Below are 15,600 nucleotides of genomic sequence, written 5' to 3'. Positions count from 1 at the left end.
GACCGTCGGCGCCGGTGGTGATAGTGCTGCCTTACGATCTGGGTCGGAGTTGCGCGCATGCAGGAATCGAAGGAATCGGTCGCCCTCTCGTCGGTGTTCGCCAGCGCCTTCATGGCGGCGATGAAGCTGGTGGTTGGGCTGATGACCGGCTCGCTGGCCATCCTGTCGGAGGCGGCGCACTCCCTGCTCGATCTCGGCGCGGCGGCGCTGACGTGGTTCGCCGTGCGCATGTCCGACCAGCCGGCGGACGAGAACCACCCCTACGGCCACGGCAAGGTGGAGAGCATCTCGGCGCTGATCGAGACCGGGCTGCTGTTCGTCACCGGCGCCTGGATCGTCAAGGAGGCGGTGGAGCGGCTGCTCTCCGACACCGTCGCCGTGGAGACTCCATGGTACGCGGTGGCGGTCATCGTGGTGTCCATCGCCATCGACTTCGGCCGCTCGCGCGCGCTGTACCGGGTCGCCAAGGAAACCGGCAGCCAGGCGCTGGAGGCCGACGCGCTGCACTTCAGCTCCGACATCGTCAGCTCGGCGGTGGTGCTGCTGGGCCTGGGCTTCGTGGCGCTGGGCTGGCCCAAGGGCGACGCGGTGGCGGCGCTGGGCGTGGCGGTGTTCGTGGCGCTGGCCGGCTGGCGGCTGGGCAAGCGCACCATCGACGTGCTGATGGACGCCGCTCCGGAGGGCGTCACCGACCGCGTCACCCGGATCGCCGCAAAGGTGCCTGATGTGGCGCGGGTCGAGCGCGTGCGGGTGCGCCCGGCCGGCAACGTGCTGTTCCTCGACGTGGAGCTTCGGGTCAGCCGCACGCTGCCCTTCGAGCGGGTCGCAGCACTCCGCGCCGAGGTGGCCGACGCCATCCGCGCCGCCCTGCCCGAGGCCGATCCCCTGGTGGTCGCCGAGCCGCTGGCGCTCGACGACGAGAGCATCGCCGAGACGGTGCGCGTCAAGGCCGCGGCACGCGGGCTGGCCGTGCACGACGTCAGCGTCCAGGATGTCGCCGGCCGCAAGCACCTGGGCTTCGACCTGGAGGTCGAGGAGGACCTGTCGATCGGCGCCGCGCACGACATCGCGACCGAGCTGGAGCAGGCGCTGCTGGCCGAGCTGGGCGACATCGCCATCGACAGCCACATCGACCCGCGCCGTACCCATGTGGTGCAGGGCCGTGACCTCGACCCCGACCGCCTCGCGGCGCTGACCGCCGACATCGAGGCCATCGGGCGCGACCTGCCGACCATCAAGGGCGTGCACCACGTGCGCGTCCAGCAGGTGGAGGAGGGGCTGTACGTCTCCTTTCACTGCGTGTTCGCCGGCGACGCTCCGGTGCGCCGGGTGCACGACGCCACCGCCCGTTTCGAATACCTGATCCGCGACCGGCTGCGCGGCATCGCGCGCGTCGTGGTGCACGCCGAACCCGTTGGCCACCACGACGACCCGGTGACCGGCGTCAGCACCGTACCAGCGGAGTAGGGGGCATGGACCGGCACGGGCTCAAGGGAACGCCGCGCTGGGTCGCTGTCCACGAATCGGGGCACGCCGTGGCGAGCTGGGCCATGCAGCGCGCGCTGGGCCTGCGCGGCTGCCACTTCGAGCGCGTCGTCGTGCGCTCCATGGAGGAGGCCGAGGCCGGCGCCTACGTCACCGGCCTCGGCTGCCGGATCGACTGCCTGGGCATGGTCGAGGAGCCGGCGCGCTACCTGCCGCAGGGCCGCTACCTGCCCGGCACGACGAGCGACGCCGCCTCCCCGGCGGAGTATGGCCGCATGCTCGCCGGCTGGCGCCGCGACATGGAGGCGGACGTCGTCGAGCTGCTGGCCGGCACGCTGGCCGAGGCGCGCTGCCGGCGGATCTCGCGCAACCGCATCATGATGGCCGGCGGCAGCGGCGACTATGCCCTCGCGCTGCGCAAGGCGCGCGACTTCGCCCGCAACGACCGTGAGCTGAACGTCCTCATGACGGCGCTGTGGGCCCGCGCCGCCGCCGTCCTGCGACCGCCGCCGCGCTGGGCCGCCGTCGAGGCGCTGGCCGACGCGCTGCTGGAGCGGCGCGTCATCGAGGGCGCCGACGCCTGCGCCATCATCGAGCACGCCGTGCAGACCTGCCGGCCGGGTGCCCCAATGCGGGGTCTCCCCAAATAATAGGAGTCGAGTCGCAACGGCCTGTGCCTCCCACTGTTGACGGTGCATTCGACACCTCTGGAGGCATCCATGGCGAACGAGCACGGACCCAAGAAGGTCGGCGTATACGGCGGGCCGGGGGCCGCCGCGGGGCTTAATTGGACGTGGATCGTCGTCGGGCTGATCGTCCTGGCGATCATCCTGTATTTCGTCCTGCGCTGAGCGCCGCCATGCCTGACGACCGCGAGACGGTCGTTCCGCTCCACGAGGAAACGATCTCCGTCGGCAAGCGCCGCGTCGAACGCGGTCGCGTGCGGGTGACCACCAAAGTCACCGAACACCAGGAGATCGTCCGCCAGGCCCTGGAGCAGGAGGACGTCGAGGTGACGCGCGTGCCCGTCGACCGCGAGGTCGATGCCCGGCCGGAGATCCGCCAGGACGGCGACACCACGATCATTCCGCTGGTCGAAGAGGTGCTGGTGGTGGAGAGGCGCCTTGTCCTGCGCGAGGAGATCCACGTGCGCCGCACGAAGCGCACCGTGCAGGCCGAGCAGCCCGTCACGCTGCGATCCGAGGGCGCTACCATCGAGCGGATAGGGGGCGAACCTATCGAAGAACCCGGCGGGCGGGGTGCCGGGGCACACCCACAACCCGAGGAGTGACACCATGAACAGGACCATCGTAGCCCTCTACGACACCCGCAGCGATGCCGAGGCGGCGGTGAGGGATCTGGAAGCGGACGGCTTCGACCGCAGCGCCACCGAGATCATCGCCCACACCGACACCACCACGGATTACAGCAGCCGCGAGAGCGGCGGCTTCCTGTCCCGCCTGTTCGAGTGGAGCGTCCCGGAGCGCGACGCCCATGTCTACGCCGAGGGCGTGCGGCGCGGCGGCAGCCTGCTGAAGCTGCGCGTCGATGACGACGACGTCGACCGCGCCGTCGCCGTGCTGGAGCGCGGCAACGTGGTGGACGTGGACGAGCGCGAGACCGCCTACCGTTCGTCCGGCTGGACCGGCTACGACGAGACGGCGGCCCCCTACGACGAGACCTCGGCCAGCGAGGAGCGCGCGCGCTACGCCGCCGGCAGCATGACCACCTCTGGTATGGGCACCGGCGCCGGGCTGGGTGCCGCCGCGGAGTCGTTCCGCGCCACCAACACCACCGACGAAACCACCGCCCGCCGCGGCGTCGATGTGGACCGCGAGGAGGTCATCCCGGTCGCCGAGGAGAAGCTCGACATCGGCAAGCGTCAGGTCGAGCGCGGCACCGTGCGGGTGCGCAGCTATGTCACCGAGACTCCGGTGAACGAGCAGGTCAACCTGCGCCAGGAGCACGTCAGCGTCGAGCGGCGCCCGGTCGACCGCGCGGTCGACAACCTGCCCGAGGACGCCTTCCGCGAGCGCGAGATCGAGGTCTCCGAGACCGCCGAGGAGGCGGTCGTGCAGAAGCGCGCCCACGTGACGGAGGAAGTCGTCATCCGCAAGGACGTCGAGGAGCGCGCGCAGAACGTCTCCGACACCGTCCGCCGCACCGAGGTTGAGATCGATGACGGCCGCACGGGCAAGGATCGGCCTGCCACGGACCGGACGGTGCGCCGCGATGACGATCTGGAGCGCTGACCGGCACCATTCGCCGGAAAGCCGGGAAGACGGGGAGGGCGGCCGCCGGGCCGCCCTCTTCTTATGGGCTGGGCGTGCGGTGTGAACGGGGTAGCCCGCCGGAGCAGGGAAGCATTCTCCGGCTGGCGCGTTCACGTCGGTACAGTTCCAACCGCATGGGAGGTTTACCATGAAGACGCTGATGACCGCGTGCAGCCTTGCCGTCCTTCTCGCCGCCGCGCCGGCCTTCGCTCAGACCGGCACGAGCAGCAGCAAGGCCCCGGCCAAGGAGGTATCGCCGTCGGTGGCGTCCACTGAGGGCCAGATGGACCCGGCGCTGGCGCGCATGCGCGCCGACCAGTTGAAGGGCAAGGACGTCTACGGCAGCGACGGCAAGGAGATCGCCCAGGTCGAGGGTGTGGTCCGCAAGGGCAAGGACACCTTCGTCGTGCTCGACGTCGACCACGTGGTGGACGTGAGCGACAAGGACGTGGTGCTGCCGGCGAACCGCCTGCACATGAAGGGCGACAAGATGACCCTGGACATGACCAAGGACCAGATCCAGGGCCTGGAGAAGTGGCAGAAGGGCAAGTACGAGGACGTCAAGGGCGCGCTGAAGTAACCGAGCGCGGCGTTTGCGAGCCGGCGGACGGGGGCCTGTGGGGCGCCTGTCCGCCGGCTTTGTTTTGGGTGGATGACCGCACGATGGAAGGGAAAGCGCAGGCGGGCTTCGCGTATATCGCTATTGAATTTATCCAAAAACCGATTTATCAGTTATTGGATAAATCGTGCCGCGATGCCTCTGGCGGAGTCCGCTCATGTTCAGCCGGCTTACCGAGCGTCAGGAACTGCTGTTTCACGTTGAGCGGGGGCGCAGCGTCCTCATGTTGGCGCCGCGCCGAATCGGCAAAACGTGGCTGATCAAAAGCTTTGCCGACGACCTGCGCCAAAAGGGCTGGATGGCTGTTTTGTGCGACGTTCAGGGCATGAGCCAGGAGACACAATTCCTGCGCCACCTCTGCCAGCAGATCGAAGAGCAAGAGGGGCTTGCTGCAAAGGCCGGAGGCCGCGCAAAGCAGTTTGTGAACCAGTTTTTCTCCAATGACTTCAAGGATGGATGGCAGCAAGCGCTGGTTCAAACGGATTGGGCTTCCTTCGCCGAGACCTTGGTGCGCGGCCTCAACGCGCGGGAGCAAGGAACCGTCATCCTCGTCGACGAGTTGGCGCTCTTCGTCAAAGATCTCCAGGAGCGCGATCCGCAAGCGGCCAAGGGATTCCTGTACGGCTTGCGGGCTCTCCAGCAGCGTTACCCGAAGGTCCGCTGGCTGTTCACGGGCTCCATCGGGCTCGATGCCATCGCCAAGCGTGGAGAAATTGGGGGAGCGCTGGTCAATCTCACACTGTTCCCGCTTGAGCCCTTCGGAACCGACGCCGCACGGGCGTTCCTGGAGCACCTGTCGAAGACCGGCCAAGTGTTCCGGCCATTCGCTTTGAACGATGCGTCTTTCGCGCGTTTGGCCGATCAACTCGGTTGGTTGGCGCCTTACTACCTCGAAGAGATCGCCAAGCTCGTCAGGCCGAGCGGCCCGCAAGGCGAGGGCTTGCCGCTGGCGACCGAACAAGACATTGATGCCGCGCTGACCGCCATGTTGGCCCCCGAGCGCAACACCTGCTTCGTTCCGTGGGAAGAACATCTGAGCAAGAACTTCGCGCGGGACGACGCCGATATCCTGCGCCTTGTCCTCGACCTTTGCTCCCGGCAGTCCACCGGAGAGCAGTTCGACACGCTGTTCGCCCGCTTGAGCGTGCCGCCGCGTAGCGTCGCCCGCAAAACACTGCGTGCCCTGCTGAACGTGCTTGTCACCGATGGATACCTGATGGAAGCGGGGGAGGGAGAGGACGCGCGGTTCCGCTTCCGCTCCGGGCTGCTGCGCCGTTATTGGCTGCGTTACCACGCGGAGTGAGCCCGATGACCGGCATCGCCATCTACGATCCCCGCCGCCTGAGCGAAGAAGACTTCCTTGCCGGATTCATCGCCCGCAATGAACTGGCGGACTTCTTGCTCGGCCAACTGCGGCAGATCCCGTCCTGCGGCGAAGCCAAGCACCGCGTGATCATCGGCCAGCGTGGCATGGGCAAGACCAGCCTGCTGCGCCGCCTCGCCATCGGCATCAAGAGCGATCCGGGCTTGGCCACGACGCTGCTGCCGCTCACCTTCCGCGAGGAGCAGTACAACGTCCGCACGCTTGACCGCTTCTGGCGCAACTGCGGCGAGGCTCTCGCCGAATGGCTGGAACAGTCGGGCCAAGGCGCCGAGGCGCAACGGTTGGACCGTGCGTTGTGCGGTCCCGCCTGGGCCACGGCGGACGGCGCGGTCGAAAATTTTCTGGCGTGCGTCGCATTGACCGGGAAGCGCCCGGTGCTGCTGGTGGACAACCTGGACCTCGTGCTGGATGCCTTGCCGGCGGACGAGCACTGGCAACTGCGCCGCGCCCTGCAAGCTCCCAGCGGGCCGATCCTCTACGGTGCGGCCACGCGGGCTCTCCGCCAGAGCGGCGACCCGAAGGCGGCGTTCTACGAGTTCTTCCGAATGGACCTGCTGGAGCCGCTGACCGAAGCGGAACTGCTGCAATGCATGCGCCGGCTGGCCGTCTCGCGCGGCGACGCCGGGAAGCCCGTGATCGCCATTCTGGACCGCGAACCGGAACGGCTGCGCGTTCTGCACACGCTGACGGGCGGCAACCCGCGCATTCTCGCGCTGATCTACCAACTGCTGGAGCGCGCGGAAAGCGAGACGGTGTTCGCCGATCTGGAAGCGTTGCTCGACCAGCTGACGCCCTTCTACAAGGCGCGGGTGGAGGAGTTGAGCACCGAGTTGCAGCGCTCGATCTTCGATGCCGTCGCTCTGCATTGGGACCCGATCACGTCCCACGACCTGTCCGTGGCGGCCGGGGTCGAGGTCACCACCGTCTCCTCCCAGCTCAGCCGCCTGAAGAGTTTCGGGCTGATCGAGGAGGTGCCGACCTCCGGCTCGCGGGCCGGATACCAACTGGTCGAGCGATTCTTCAATGTCTGGTACCTGATGCGGCACGGCACGCGCCGGACCAAGCAGAAGATGCGCTGGCTCACGGCCTTTTTGCAGATCTTCTACACGGATGGTGACCTGAAGCGGATGCGGGAACGCTTTGCGCAATGCACGGATTCTGGCAGGTGGGGGCCGCTCTACGCCGAAGCTCTCGATGCGGCGCTCGAAGCCATGGAGGGGCAGGTTGCCACGGGGCGGGCAGGGGGCGGCTTGGTACGGAAACGTGCGGCGGTGGCCTCCGGTGTGCAGGGAAAGCGGGATGCGCCTACGCTATTCGCGGCAGGGGTATCACACTACAAAGCTGGCCGTCTCGCTGAAGCGGAGGTGGCCTACCGGAGATCCATCGAGCTTGATCCGCAATACGCTTGGTCGTGGAACAACCTTGGCGTCGTGCTGATGAACCGCCTAGGCCGCCCCGCCGAGGCGGAGGTGGCCTACCGCAAAGCCATCCGGCTTGATCCGCAATACGCTTTGGCGTGGAACAACCTCGGCCGTCTGCTGATGAACCGCCTAGGCCGCCCCGCCGAGGCGGAGGTGGCCTGCCGCAGAGCCATCGAGCTCGATCCGCAATACGCCCGGGCGTGGAACAATCTTGGCGCCGTGCTGATGGACCACCTTGGCCGCCCCGCCGAGGCGGCCGTGGCCTACCGCAAAGTCATCCGGCTTGATCCGCAATACGTTTCGGCGTGGAACAACCTCGGTCGCCTGCTGATGAACCGCCTAGGCCGCCCCGCCGAGGCGGAGGTGGCCTACCACAGAGCCATTGAGCTTGACCCGCAATACGCCTGGGCGTGGAACAACCTTGGCGTCGTGCTGATGGACCACCTAGGCCGCCCCGCCGAGGCGGAGGTGGCCTACCGCAGAGCCATCCGGCTTGATCCGCAACACACTTTGGCGTGGAACAACCTCGGTCGCCTGCTGATGAACTGCCTAGGCCGCCCCGCCGAGGCGGAGGTGGCCTACCGCAGAGCCATCGAGCTTGACCCGCAATACGCCTGGGCGTGGAACAACCTTGGCGCCGTGCTGATGGACCACCTAGGCCGCCCCGCCGAGGCGGAGGTGGCCTACCGCAGAGCCATAGAGCTCGATCCGCAATATGCCTGGGCGTTGAACAACCTTGGCGCCGTGCTGATGGACCACCTTGACCACCCCGCCGAGGCGGAGGTGGCCTGCCGCAGAGCCATAGAGCTCGATCCGACAAATGCTCGGGTGCTGAACCGTCTTGGTAACCTGCTGGCTGATCATCTCCGGCGTCCGAAAGACGCCGAGCGCGCCTACCGGAGAGTTGTTAACCTTGGCGGAGACATTCTGGCGATGGGTCAATGCAATCTGCTTTGGTTGTATCTCGATACTGGGCGCCAAACCGAAGCCGAGGTGCTGCGCCAGGAAATTTCCAATATGGCATTGGTTGGGATTTGCCTGATTGATGCTGGCATGGAAGTTTCAAAAGACAATTTCGGGGCCTCAACGCGCCACCTCGATGCTGCGCTGGCTCTTGAATTGGACACACCAGAAGTAAATTGCTTCGATGACCTGCTGCGCCTTCTGTATTTGTTCGAGCGGCGCGGTTATGGCGAGCGCCTGATCGCGTGGATGGCTGAAACCGGCCATTCCGACCGTCACGCTCCCATCTATGCCGCCTTTGTCGCCTATGTGCGTGGCGAGCGCTCGCTGCTGGACGTCAATCCCGAGGTGCGGCAGCCCGCGCAACGCATCTACAACTGGCTCGCCAGCCGCCGCCACGCCTCCGAACCCCCACAGCCGCCCCCGCCCAAGCGTCGCCGTGGCCGACCGCCGAAGCGCATCAGCTCCCCCTGACGCCCCTACCGCTCCCCCGGCGGCGGCGCGAACAGGAACGGCGTCACGCCGCGCAGGTTCTCGTCGACGATCAGCCGGTGGTTCAGCGGCGGGAAGGCGCGTTGTGAGCAGTCCACGCGCGGGCACAGGCGGCAGTTGACGCCGATGGGGGTTGCGGCCTCGGTGTGCTCCAGGTCGATGCCGTCGGCGTAGACGATCTGGCCGGCGTGCGCGATCTCGCAGCCCAGCGCCATGGCGAACTGCTGCGGCGGGCTGCGGTAGCCGCCGCTGGCCTTCACCGCCGTGCGCGCCAGCGAGAAATACGTCGTCCCGTCGGGCATCTGCGCTACCTGGGTGTGGATCTTGCCGGGCGTGCGGAACGCCTCGTAGACGATCCAGCGCGGGCAGCCGCCGCCGAAGCGCGCGAAGTGGAACCCCGCACCGGAAAACCGCTTCGACACGTTGCCGGCGCTGTCCACCCGGATCAGGAAGAACGGCACCCCGCGCGCCCCCGGCCGCTGCAACGTGGTCAGCCGGTGGCAGACCTGCTCGAAGCTGGCGTCGAAGCGGCGGCGCAGCACGTCGATGTCGTACCGCTCGTGCTTGGCCGCCTCCAGGAAGCGGTCGTAGGGCATCAGCACGGCACCGGCGAAATAGTTGGTCAGCCCGATGCGCGCCAGCCGCCGCGCGTCGTCGCCGGACAGGTTGGCGGCGTCCACGATGCTGTTGATCAGGTCGCGGTGGCGCAACAGCGCGATCTGCCCGGCGAGCTGGAAGTTGCGCCCCGACGGCGCCAGCATCTCCGACACCAGGATGCGCCGGCCGTGCCGGTCGAACCGGCGCACCGCGTACCCCATCACGTCGGCCGGCATGATCTTGACGCGCACCGCCTGCTGGTTCGCAAGCCAGTCCACCAGCCCGCGGTAGAGGTCGCCGCGCTCGGGGTTGGCCTCCTCCCACAGCGCCTCGGCCGCCGCCTCGATCTCCGGGAAATGATTGTGGTGGGTGTGGAAGAAGTCGCGCACCTCCTCCAGCGGGAAGGCGGCGTTGTGCACGAGATTGAGCTTGTCGCGGTCGGCCAGCCGCTCGCCCATGTTCTGCAAATCCTCGCGCTGCTCGCGGAACGACCGGTACAGCGTCACCACCGCCTGCCCCAGGGTCGGCGCCACGGCCGCGAGTTCCTTCAAATCCTGGTTCTTGATGTCCGAGCCGTCGAACAGCTGGTCGGCGAACACCTCGCGCAGTCCGGCCACCAGCCGGCTTTCCTCATCCTCGGCGAAGGCCTGGAGATCGACGCCGAAGCCGTGCCCCAGCTTGAGCAGCAGCGGCACCGTCACCGGGCGCTGGTTGTGCTCGATCAGGTTGAGGTAGCTCGCCGAGATGCCGAGCTGTTGCGCCATCTGCGCCTGGGTCAACCCGTGCTCGCGCCGCAGGCGCCGCACCTTGGGTCCCAGCATCGCCTTCTTGTCCATCCCACCGCACCGCCATGTAAAGTTACAAACTTTACGGATTTACAGGCTGTCACGGACAGAGCTTTACAAGCTTACCTTTTTACGAACAAGCACTTATTGCTATCCTGCGGCGTTCGTCATAACTGTAAAGCATGTGCTGCGCCGCAACGTGGCGCGCGACCGAAGGCAGAAGGAACATCAGCATGGCACTCGACGAGAAGACCAAGGCCGCCCTCCGCGCCAGCCGCTACGAAGGCATCAAGCGCGATTACACGATGGATGACGTCAAGCGCCTGAGCGGTTCGATCAAGATCGAGTACACGCTGGCCGAGCTGGGCGCCCAGCGCCTGTGGGAGCTGCTGAACACCGAGCCGTACATCAACACCCTGGGCGCCCTGACCGGCAACCAGGCGATGCAGGCGGTGAAGGCCGGCCTGAAGGCCATCTACCTGTCGGGCTGGCAGGTCGCCGGCGACGCCAACCTGGCCGGCCAGATGTACCCGGACCAGAGCCTGTACCCGGCCAACTCGGTGCCGGCCGTGGTGGAGCGCATCAACAACGCCTTCAAGCGTTGCGACGAGATCCAGACCGCCGAGGGCAAGGGCGACACCTATTGGTTCGCGCCGATCATCGCTGACGCCGAGGCCGGCTTCGGCGGCCCGCTGAACGCCTTCGAGCTGATGAAGTCGATGATCAAGGCCGGCGCGGCCGGCGTGCACTGGGAAGACCAGCTGGCGTCCGAGAAGAAGTGCGGCCACCTCGGCGGCAAGGTGCTGATCCCGACGCAGCAGCACATCCGCACGCTGAACGCCGCCCGCATGGGCGCCGACGTCTGCGGCACCTCGACCCTGGTGATCGCCCGCACCGACGCCGAGTCGGCGCAGCTCATCACCTCGGACATCGACGAGCGCGATCATCCGTTCATCGACTTCGACGCCGGCCGCACCTCGGAGGGCTTCTACCGCCTGAAGACCGGCGTGGGCGTCGATCACTGCATCGCCCGCGGCCTGTCCTACGCGCCGTACTCCGACCTGCTGTGGTGGGAGACCTCCAAGCCGAACCTCGACGACGCCCGCAAGTTCGCCGAGGCCATCCGCAAGGAGTTCCCGAACAAGCTGCTGGCCTACAACTGCTCGCCGTCCTTCAACTGGAAGGCGAACCTGGACGACGCGACCATCGCGAAGTACCAGCAGGAGCTGGGGGCCATGGGCTACAAGTTCCAGTTCGTGACGCTGGCCGGCTTCCACAGCCTGAACTACTCGGCCTTCAAGCTGGCCAAGGGCTACGCCGCCCGCGGCATGGCCGCCTACTCCGAGCTTCAGCAGGCCGAGTTCGCCGCCGAGGCCGAGGGCTACACGGCCACCAAGCATCAGCGCGAGGTCGGCACCGGCTACTTCGATATGGTCGCGACGGCCGTGTCGGGCGGCCAGTCCTCGACCACCGCGTACAAGGACTCGACCGAGGCCGATCAGTTCCATTGATCGCAGGTTGTGTGAGTTCTGTTGTGTGAGTTCTCAGGGCAACATTAGGCTGACGCTCTGATAAACTGAGCGGCCGGAGGGGCAACCCTCCGGCCGCTTTTTTTTCGTGGGTGGGTGAGCGCGCCATGATGGCGCTTGCCGCCATCAGCGGGTGATGGCAGACTCTGCCATCATGAAGGCGAGGAAACCCAAAGCCGAACTCCTGCTCCGCGAGCGCGTCGAGTTTCCCGATGGAGCCTTCGCGGAAATGGTGTTGTGGCGCGTGCCGGAACCGATCCCACCGACGACGCACGGCCTCAAGTATCGCCTCGTCTATATTGTCACGGGGAAGCGCATCGTCGGATACGACAACGAGCGCGGCAAGGGTGACCACCGCCACTATGGGGACACGGAAGCCCCATATGTGTTCGAGGACGTGGACACGCTGCTTGCCGACTTCCTGTCGGACGTGAACGGATGCAGGGGAGACAGATCATGACCAAGCGGAACATCTTCGTCAGCTACACGGCGCTCGACGATGCGGCGAAGCGTTTCGTGGAGGTCTGGAAGAAGGCCGAGCGCGGAGAAGTTGTCGAGCCGGAGGACAACGTGTCCTTCGTCTCGTGGTCGGCTTTGTCGGCGGTAATGACCGACAAGCGTCATGAACTGCTGCGGCACCTGCATCGGAACCCGGCACCCAGCATGCGGGCGCTGGCGCGTGACCTGGGACGTGATTACAAGCGCGTTCACGAGGATGTGGAGGCTTTGGCATCGGTCGGTCTGGTGGAGAAGGAGGGGCGCGCCTTGCGCGCGCCGGTGTCGGAGATCCACGCGGTCATCTCACTTTGAGTGGCGGCTCATGCATCGGCCATAGTCCCTCCCTAACACACGTTTGGCTCACGTCAGTCACTCAAGGTCGCATCCGTCATGGCGACTGGCGGGCCGTCTACCAGATCGACGGTGATGCCCTGGTGATCACCGTGCTGAAGATTGGAAACCGCAAGGAGGTTTACCGATGAGCGCTCTGCCCATCACGCCGATTGCCGAAACGGCCGACAGCGTGACCCTGAGCCGGGCCGACTTCGAGGCACTGGCCGAGTTGGTGGCCGATGCGCACGATCTGTCCGATGCTGAAGCCGTGAAGGCCCGCTTGGTGGCCGGCGAGACGGAGGCGTTCCTGTTCGAGGTCGCGGAGCGTCTCCTCGACGGCGCCCACCCGGTCACGGTGTTCCGCGAGCATCGCGGGCTCACCGCACGTGGCTTGGCGGAAGCGGCTGGTGTCGCCCCGTCCTACCTTTCCGAGATCGAGAACGCCCGGAAGCCGGGAAGCTTCGACGCCATGGCCCGCATCGCCACAACGCTCAAGGTTCCGCTGGATCTGCTGGTGCGCCAATAGTGACCCGCTGGAAGCGGGGGGAGGGAATGGATCGTTGCCAAACATGGCCGGGCATGCTAGGAATATAGTCTATAGCGGCCATGCTGTGTGGCGACGGGAGAGATGAACGAAACACGGCGTGCACACTGTTTCAAACTGTTCCACTCTGTTCCATTCCCACCCTCCCTGGGTCCTCGGTCCTCACGCCGTTGCGTTGAAGTCGTCGAGCAGCGCGGCGATCCTCCCGCTGTCGGACTGGTCCATGATGACACGCGCCCGCCGCGTCGCCTCCATCAGGTCCATGGCGCGGATGCGGCGCTTGACCACCGGGACGCTCAGCGGCGCCATCGACAACTCGCGTATCCCCAATCCCAGCAGCAGCGCCGTGTAGCGCGGGTCGCCGGCGATCTCGCCGCAGACGCACACCGGGATGCGGGCGCGCAGCGCCGCCTCGACGGTAAACTGGATCAGGCGCAGCACCGCGGGGTGCAGCGGGTCGTACAGGCTCGCCACCTGCTCGTCGCCGCGGTCGATGGCCAGCGTGTACTGCGTCAGGTCGTTGGTGCCGATGGCGAAGAAATCCGCGGCGTAGCTCAAGGCGTCGGCCGACAGCGCCGCTCCCGGCACCTCGACCATCACCCCCACCGGCGGCAGCGGGTCGGCGATGGGCGTGCCGCGGCGGCGCAGGCGGCGGGCGACGGCGGCGATCATCTCGCGCACCGTCTGCACCTCGGCCACCGAGCAGATCATCGGCAGCAGGATGCGCAGCGGCCCGTGCGCCCCGGCGCGCAGCATGGCGGCGAGCTGCGTCTCCATCAGCTTCGGCTCGCGCAGGCCGAGGCGGATGGCGCGCAGGCCCAGCGCCGGGTTGGCCGGCTCGGTGTAGCGGCCGGTCATCCAGCCGGCCAGCTTCTCGCCTCCGACGTCCATGGTGCGCGCGGTGACCGGACGGCCGCCCATGCCCTCGACGATGGCGCGCAGCACCTCGTACTGCTCGTCCTCGTCGGGGAGGTCGTCGCGGTTCATGAACAGGAACTCGGTGCGCAGCAGGCCGATGCCCTGCGCACCGCTGTCCAGCGCGTTGTCGAGGTCGCGCGGCAGCTCCAGGTTGGTCTGCAGGACGATCGAGGTGCCGTCGCGCGTCACCGCCGGCAGGCGCTTCAGCGTCTTGAGCTTCTCGCGCTCCTTCTGGCGCTCGCTGCGGCGGCGCCCGTAGTCGGCCAGCTCCTCGGGCGAGGGGTCGATGACGACGCGGCCGGCGATGCCGTCCACCACCACCGTCGTGCCGTGCCGCACCCCGGTCAGCAGCCCGGCGACGCCCAGCACCGCCGGCACGCCCAGCGAGCGCGCCATGATCGCCGTGTGCCCCTCGGCCCCGCCCAGCACGGTGGCGAAGCCGGCCACCCGGCGCGGGTCGAGCAGGGCGGTGTCGGCCGGGGTCAGTTCCTCGGCCAGGATGACGGTGCCGGGCGGCAGCACGGCGAAGGCCTGGTACTCGTGCCGCATCAGCGCGCGGATCACCCGCCGGCCCACCTCGCGCACGTCGTGGACGCGCGCCGCCAGATAGGCGTCGCCCATGGCGGCGAAGGTCTCGGCGATGGTGGCGATCTCCGCCTGCACGGCGGCCTCGGCGTTGACCGCTTCCGCGCGGATGCGGCGCTCCACCCCGCGCGTCAGGCGCGAGTTGGTCAGCATGGCGAGGTGGGCATCCATCAGGATGCCGATCTCCTCCGAGGCCGACTCGGGCAGGACCAGGGCCTTGGTCTTCAGCTTGCGGATCTGCCGGCGCGCCTTGCCGCAGGCGTCGGCGAAGCGCTCGACCTCGGCGTCGACCGCGTCGGCGGCCAGCGCGTATTCCGGCACGCGGACGGCGCCGCTCTCGACGATGTGCGCCGGGCCGATGGCGACGCCGGGGGAGACCCCCAGGCCGCGCAGCGTCCGGCTGCCGGGGGGTGCGTCAGTCTTCATCGAACTTGCGGAGGATCAGGTCGGCCAGCGCGCCGATGGCGGCCTCGGCCTCGGCGCCGTAGCCGCACAACTCCACGGTGGTGCCGGGGCCGGCGGCCAGCATCATCAGGCCCATGATCGATTCGCCCGACACCACCGTCTCGCCGCGGCGCACTTCGATTTCGCAATCGTACTTGGCGGCCAGCTTGACGAACTTGGCGGCGGCGCGGGCGTGCAGGCCGCGCTGGTTGGTGATGGTCAGGGTCTGGCAGACCTCGGGAGCCTGGCTGGCGGGAGGCTGGTTGGCGCCGTTCTCGTCGGACATGGTCACCCGTCGGACAGAAGGGAGGAAGCGATGTTGATGTACTTCTGCCCGGCCTCGCGGGCGGCGACGACGGCGTGGGTCAGCGTCTCGTTGGTGCGCACGCTGGCCAGCTTGATCAGCATCGGCAAATTGACGCCGGCGATCACCTCGACCTTCGCCTTGTCCATGATCGAGATGGCGAGGTTCGACGGCGTGCCGCCGAACATGTCGGTCAGCACCACCACGCCCGCCCCGTCGTCCACCGACGCGACCGAGTTGAGGATGTCCTGCCGGCGCTGCTCCATGTCGTCGTCCGGCCCGATGCAAACGGCGCGGACCTGCTGTTGCTCGCCCACGACGTGCACCAGCGCGGCGATGAACTCCTCCGCCAGCCGTCCGTGGGTCACCAGAACCATACCGATCATCGCATGTCCTTCACGCTGGGATAACCTCCCACCCTTGTCG

General features: G+C 67.4%; 17 protein-coding genes. 13 read left to right on the top strand and 4 right to left on the bottom strand.

Features of this window, described 5'->3' with window-relative positions:
- The first annotated feature begins 57 nt into the window (after positions 1-57).
- From ACSVDD_RS26630 to ACSVDD_RS26595, 8 genes are all read left to right on the top strand, one after another.
- A complete protein-coding gene (locus tag ACSVDD_RS26630) occupies positions 58-1,467 on the top strand; it encodes a cation diffusion facilitator family transporter (protein ID WP_448192455.1) in 1,410 nt (469 codons plus the stop codon).
- A 5-nt stretch (positions 1,468-1,472) separates the two neighbouring features.
- Positions 1,473-2,135 (top strand): hypothetical protein, encoded by a 663-nt coding sequence (locus ACSVDD_RS26625; protein ID WP_448192454.1) that lies wholly within the window; start codon positions 1,473-1,475, stop codon positions 2,133-2,135.
- A 69-nt stretch (positions 2,136-2,204) separates the two neighbouring features.
- A complete protein-coding gene (locus ACSVDD_RS26620) occupies positions 2,205-2,336 on the top strand; it encodes a hypothetical protein (protein ID WP_448192453.1) in 132 nt (43 codons plus the stop codon).
- Positions 2,337-2,344: 8 nt separating this feature from the next.
- Positions 2,345-2,776: a YsnF/AvaK domain-containing protein gene (locus ACSVDD_RS26615; RefSeq protein WP_448192452.1), complete on the top strand. Its 432-nt coding sequence runs from the start codon at positions 2,345-2,347 to the stop codon at positions 2,774-2,776.
- A gap of 4 nt (positions 2,777-2,780) precedes the next feature.
- Positions 2,781-3,737: a YsnF/AvaK domain-containing protein gene (locus ACSVDD_RS26610; RefSeq protein WP_448192451.1), complete on the top strand. Its 957-nt coding sequence runs from the start codon at positions 2,781-2,783 to the stop codon at positions 3,735-3,737.
- Positions 3,738-3,906: 169 nt separating this feature from the next.
- A complete protein-coding gene (locus tag ACSVDD_RS26605) occupies positions 3,907-4,338 on the top strand; it encodes a PRC-barrel domain-containing protein (RefSeq protein WP_448192450.1) in 432 nt (143 codons plus the stop codon).
- A gap of 196 nt (positions 4,339-4,534) precedes the next feature.
- The gene (locus ACSVDD_RS26600; RefSeq protein ID WP_448192449.1) at positions 4,535-5,680 is read left to right on the top strand and encodes an ATP-binding protein; all 1,146 of its coding nucleotides are present in this window, start codon (positions 4,535-4,537) and stop codon (positions 5,678-5,680) included.
- A gap of 5 nt (positions 5,681-5,685) precedes the next feature.
- Positions 5,686-8,619 carry a tetratricopeptide repeat protein gene (locus tag ACSVDD_RS26595; RefSeq protein WP_448192448.1) on the top strand — a complete coding sequence of 978 codons (2,934 nt, stop codon included), beginning with the start codon at positions 5,686-5,688 and terminating at the stop codon, positions 8,617-8,619.
- 5 nt (positions 8,620-8,624) lie between these two features.
- Here the strand turns inward: ACSVDD_RS26595 and ACSVDD_RS26590 are convergent, their stop codons facing one another.
- Positions 8,625-10,070 carry a helix-turn-helix domain-containing protein gene (locus ACSVDD_RS26590; protein WP_448192447.1) on the bottom strand — a complete coding sequence of 482 codons (1,446 nt, stop codon included), beginning with the start codon at positions 10,068-10,070 and terminating at the stop codon, positions 8,625-8,627.
- Between the two features lie 182 nt (positions 10,071-10,252).
- Here ACSVDD_RS26590 and aceA point away from each other — a divergent pair, with 182 nt between their 5' ends.
- From aceA to ACSVDD_RS26565, 5 genes are all read left to right on the top strand, one after another.
- Positions 10,253-11,530 carry an isocitrate lyase gene (gene aceA, locus ACSVDD_RS26585; protein WP_448192446.1) on the top strand — a complete coding sequence of 426 codons (1,278 nt, stop codon included), beginning with the start codon at positions 10,253-10,255 and terminating at the stop codon, positions 11,528-11,530.
- A 154-nt stretch (positions 11,531-11,684) separates the two neighbouring features.
- On the top strand, positions 11,685-12,008 hold the full coding sequence (locus ACSVDD_RS26580) for a toxin-antitoxin system TumE family protein (protein ID WP_448192445.1): 324 nt from the start codon (positions 11,685-11,687) through the stop codon (positions 12,006-12,008).
- On the top strand, positions 12,005-12,358 hold the full coding sequence (locus ACSVDD_RS26575) for an HVO_A0114 family putative DNA-binding protein (RefSeq protein WP_448192444.1): 354 nt from the start codon (positions 12,005-12,007) through the stop codon (positions 12,356-12,358). The genes ACSVDD_RS26580 and ACSVDD_RS26575 overlap by 4 nt, the downstream gene beginning before the upstream one ends.
- Positions 12,355-12,528: a type II toxin-antitoxin system RelE family toxin gene (locus tag ACSVDD_RS26570; protein WP_448192443.1), complete on the top strand. Its 174-nt coding sequence runs from the start codon at positions 12,355-12,357 to the stop codon at positions 12,526-12,528. The genes ACSVDD_RS26575 and ACSVDD_RS26570 overlap by 4 nt, the downstream gene beginning before the upstream one ends.
- The gene (locus ACSVDD_RS26565) at positions 12,525-12,905 is read left to right on the top strand and encodes a helix-turn-helix domain-containing protein (protein ID WP_448192442.1); all 381 of its coding nucleotides are present in this window, start codon (positions 12,525-12,527) and stop codon (positions 12,903-12,905) included. Before ACSVDD_RS26570 ends, ACSVDD_RS26565 begins: the two co-directional genes overlap by 4 nt.
- 180 nt (positions 12,906-13,085) lie before the next feature.
- Here the strand turns inward: ACSVDD_RS26565 and ptsP are convergent, their stop codons facing one another.
- Genes ptsP through ACSVDD_RS26550 form a run of 3 tightly spaced genes read right to left on the bottom strand, consistent with a single transcriptional unit; the run spans position 13,086 to position 15,560 of the window.
- Positions 13,086-14,852: a phosphoenolpyruvate--protein phosphotransferase gene (gene ptsP, locus ACSVDD_RS26560; RefSeq protein ID WP_448192441.1), complete on the bottom strand. Its 1,767-nt coding sequence runs from the start codon at positions 14,850-14,852 to the stop codon at positions 13,086-13,088.
- Positions 14,842-15,156: an HPr family phosphocarrier protein gene (locus ACSVDD_RS26555; protein ID WP_448192440.1), complete on the bottom strand. Its 315-nt coding sequence runs from the start codon at positions 15,154-15,156 to the stop codon at positions 14,842-14,844. Before ACSVDD_RS26555 ends, ptsP begins: the two co-directional genes overlap by 11 nt.
- Before the next feature lie 2 nt (positions 15,157-15,158).
- On the bottom strand, positions 15,159-15,560 hold the full coding sequence (locus tag ACSVDD_RS26550; RefSeq protein WP_448192439.1) for a PTS sugar transporter subunit IIA: 402 nt from the start codon (positions 15,558-15,560) through the stop codon (positions 15,159-15,161).
- Positions 15,561-15,600: the final 40 nt, after the last annotated feature.

Source organism: Azospirillum terrae, from assembly GCF_053470425.1.
This window is presented reverse-complemented; position numbering and strand designations above follow the sequence as displayed.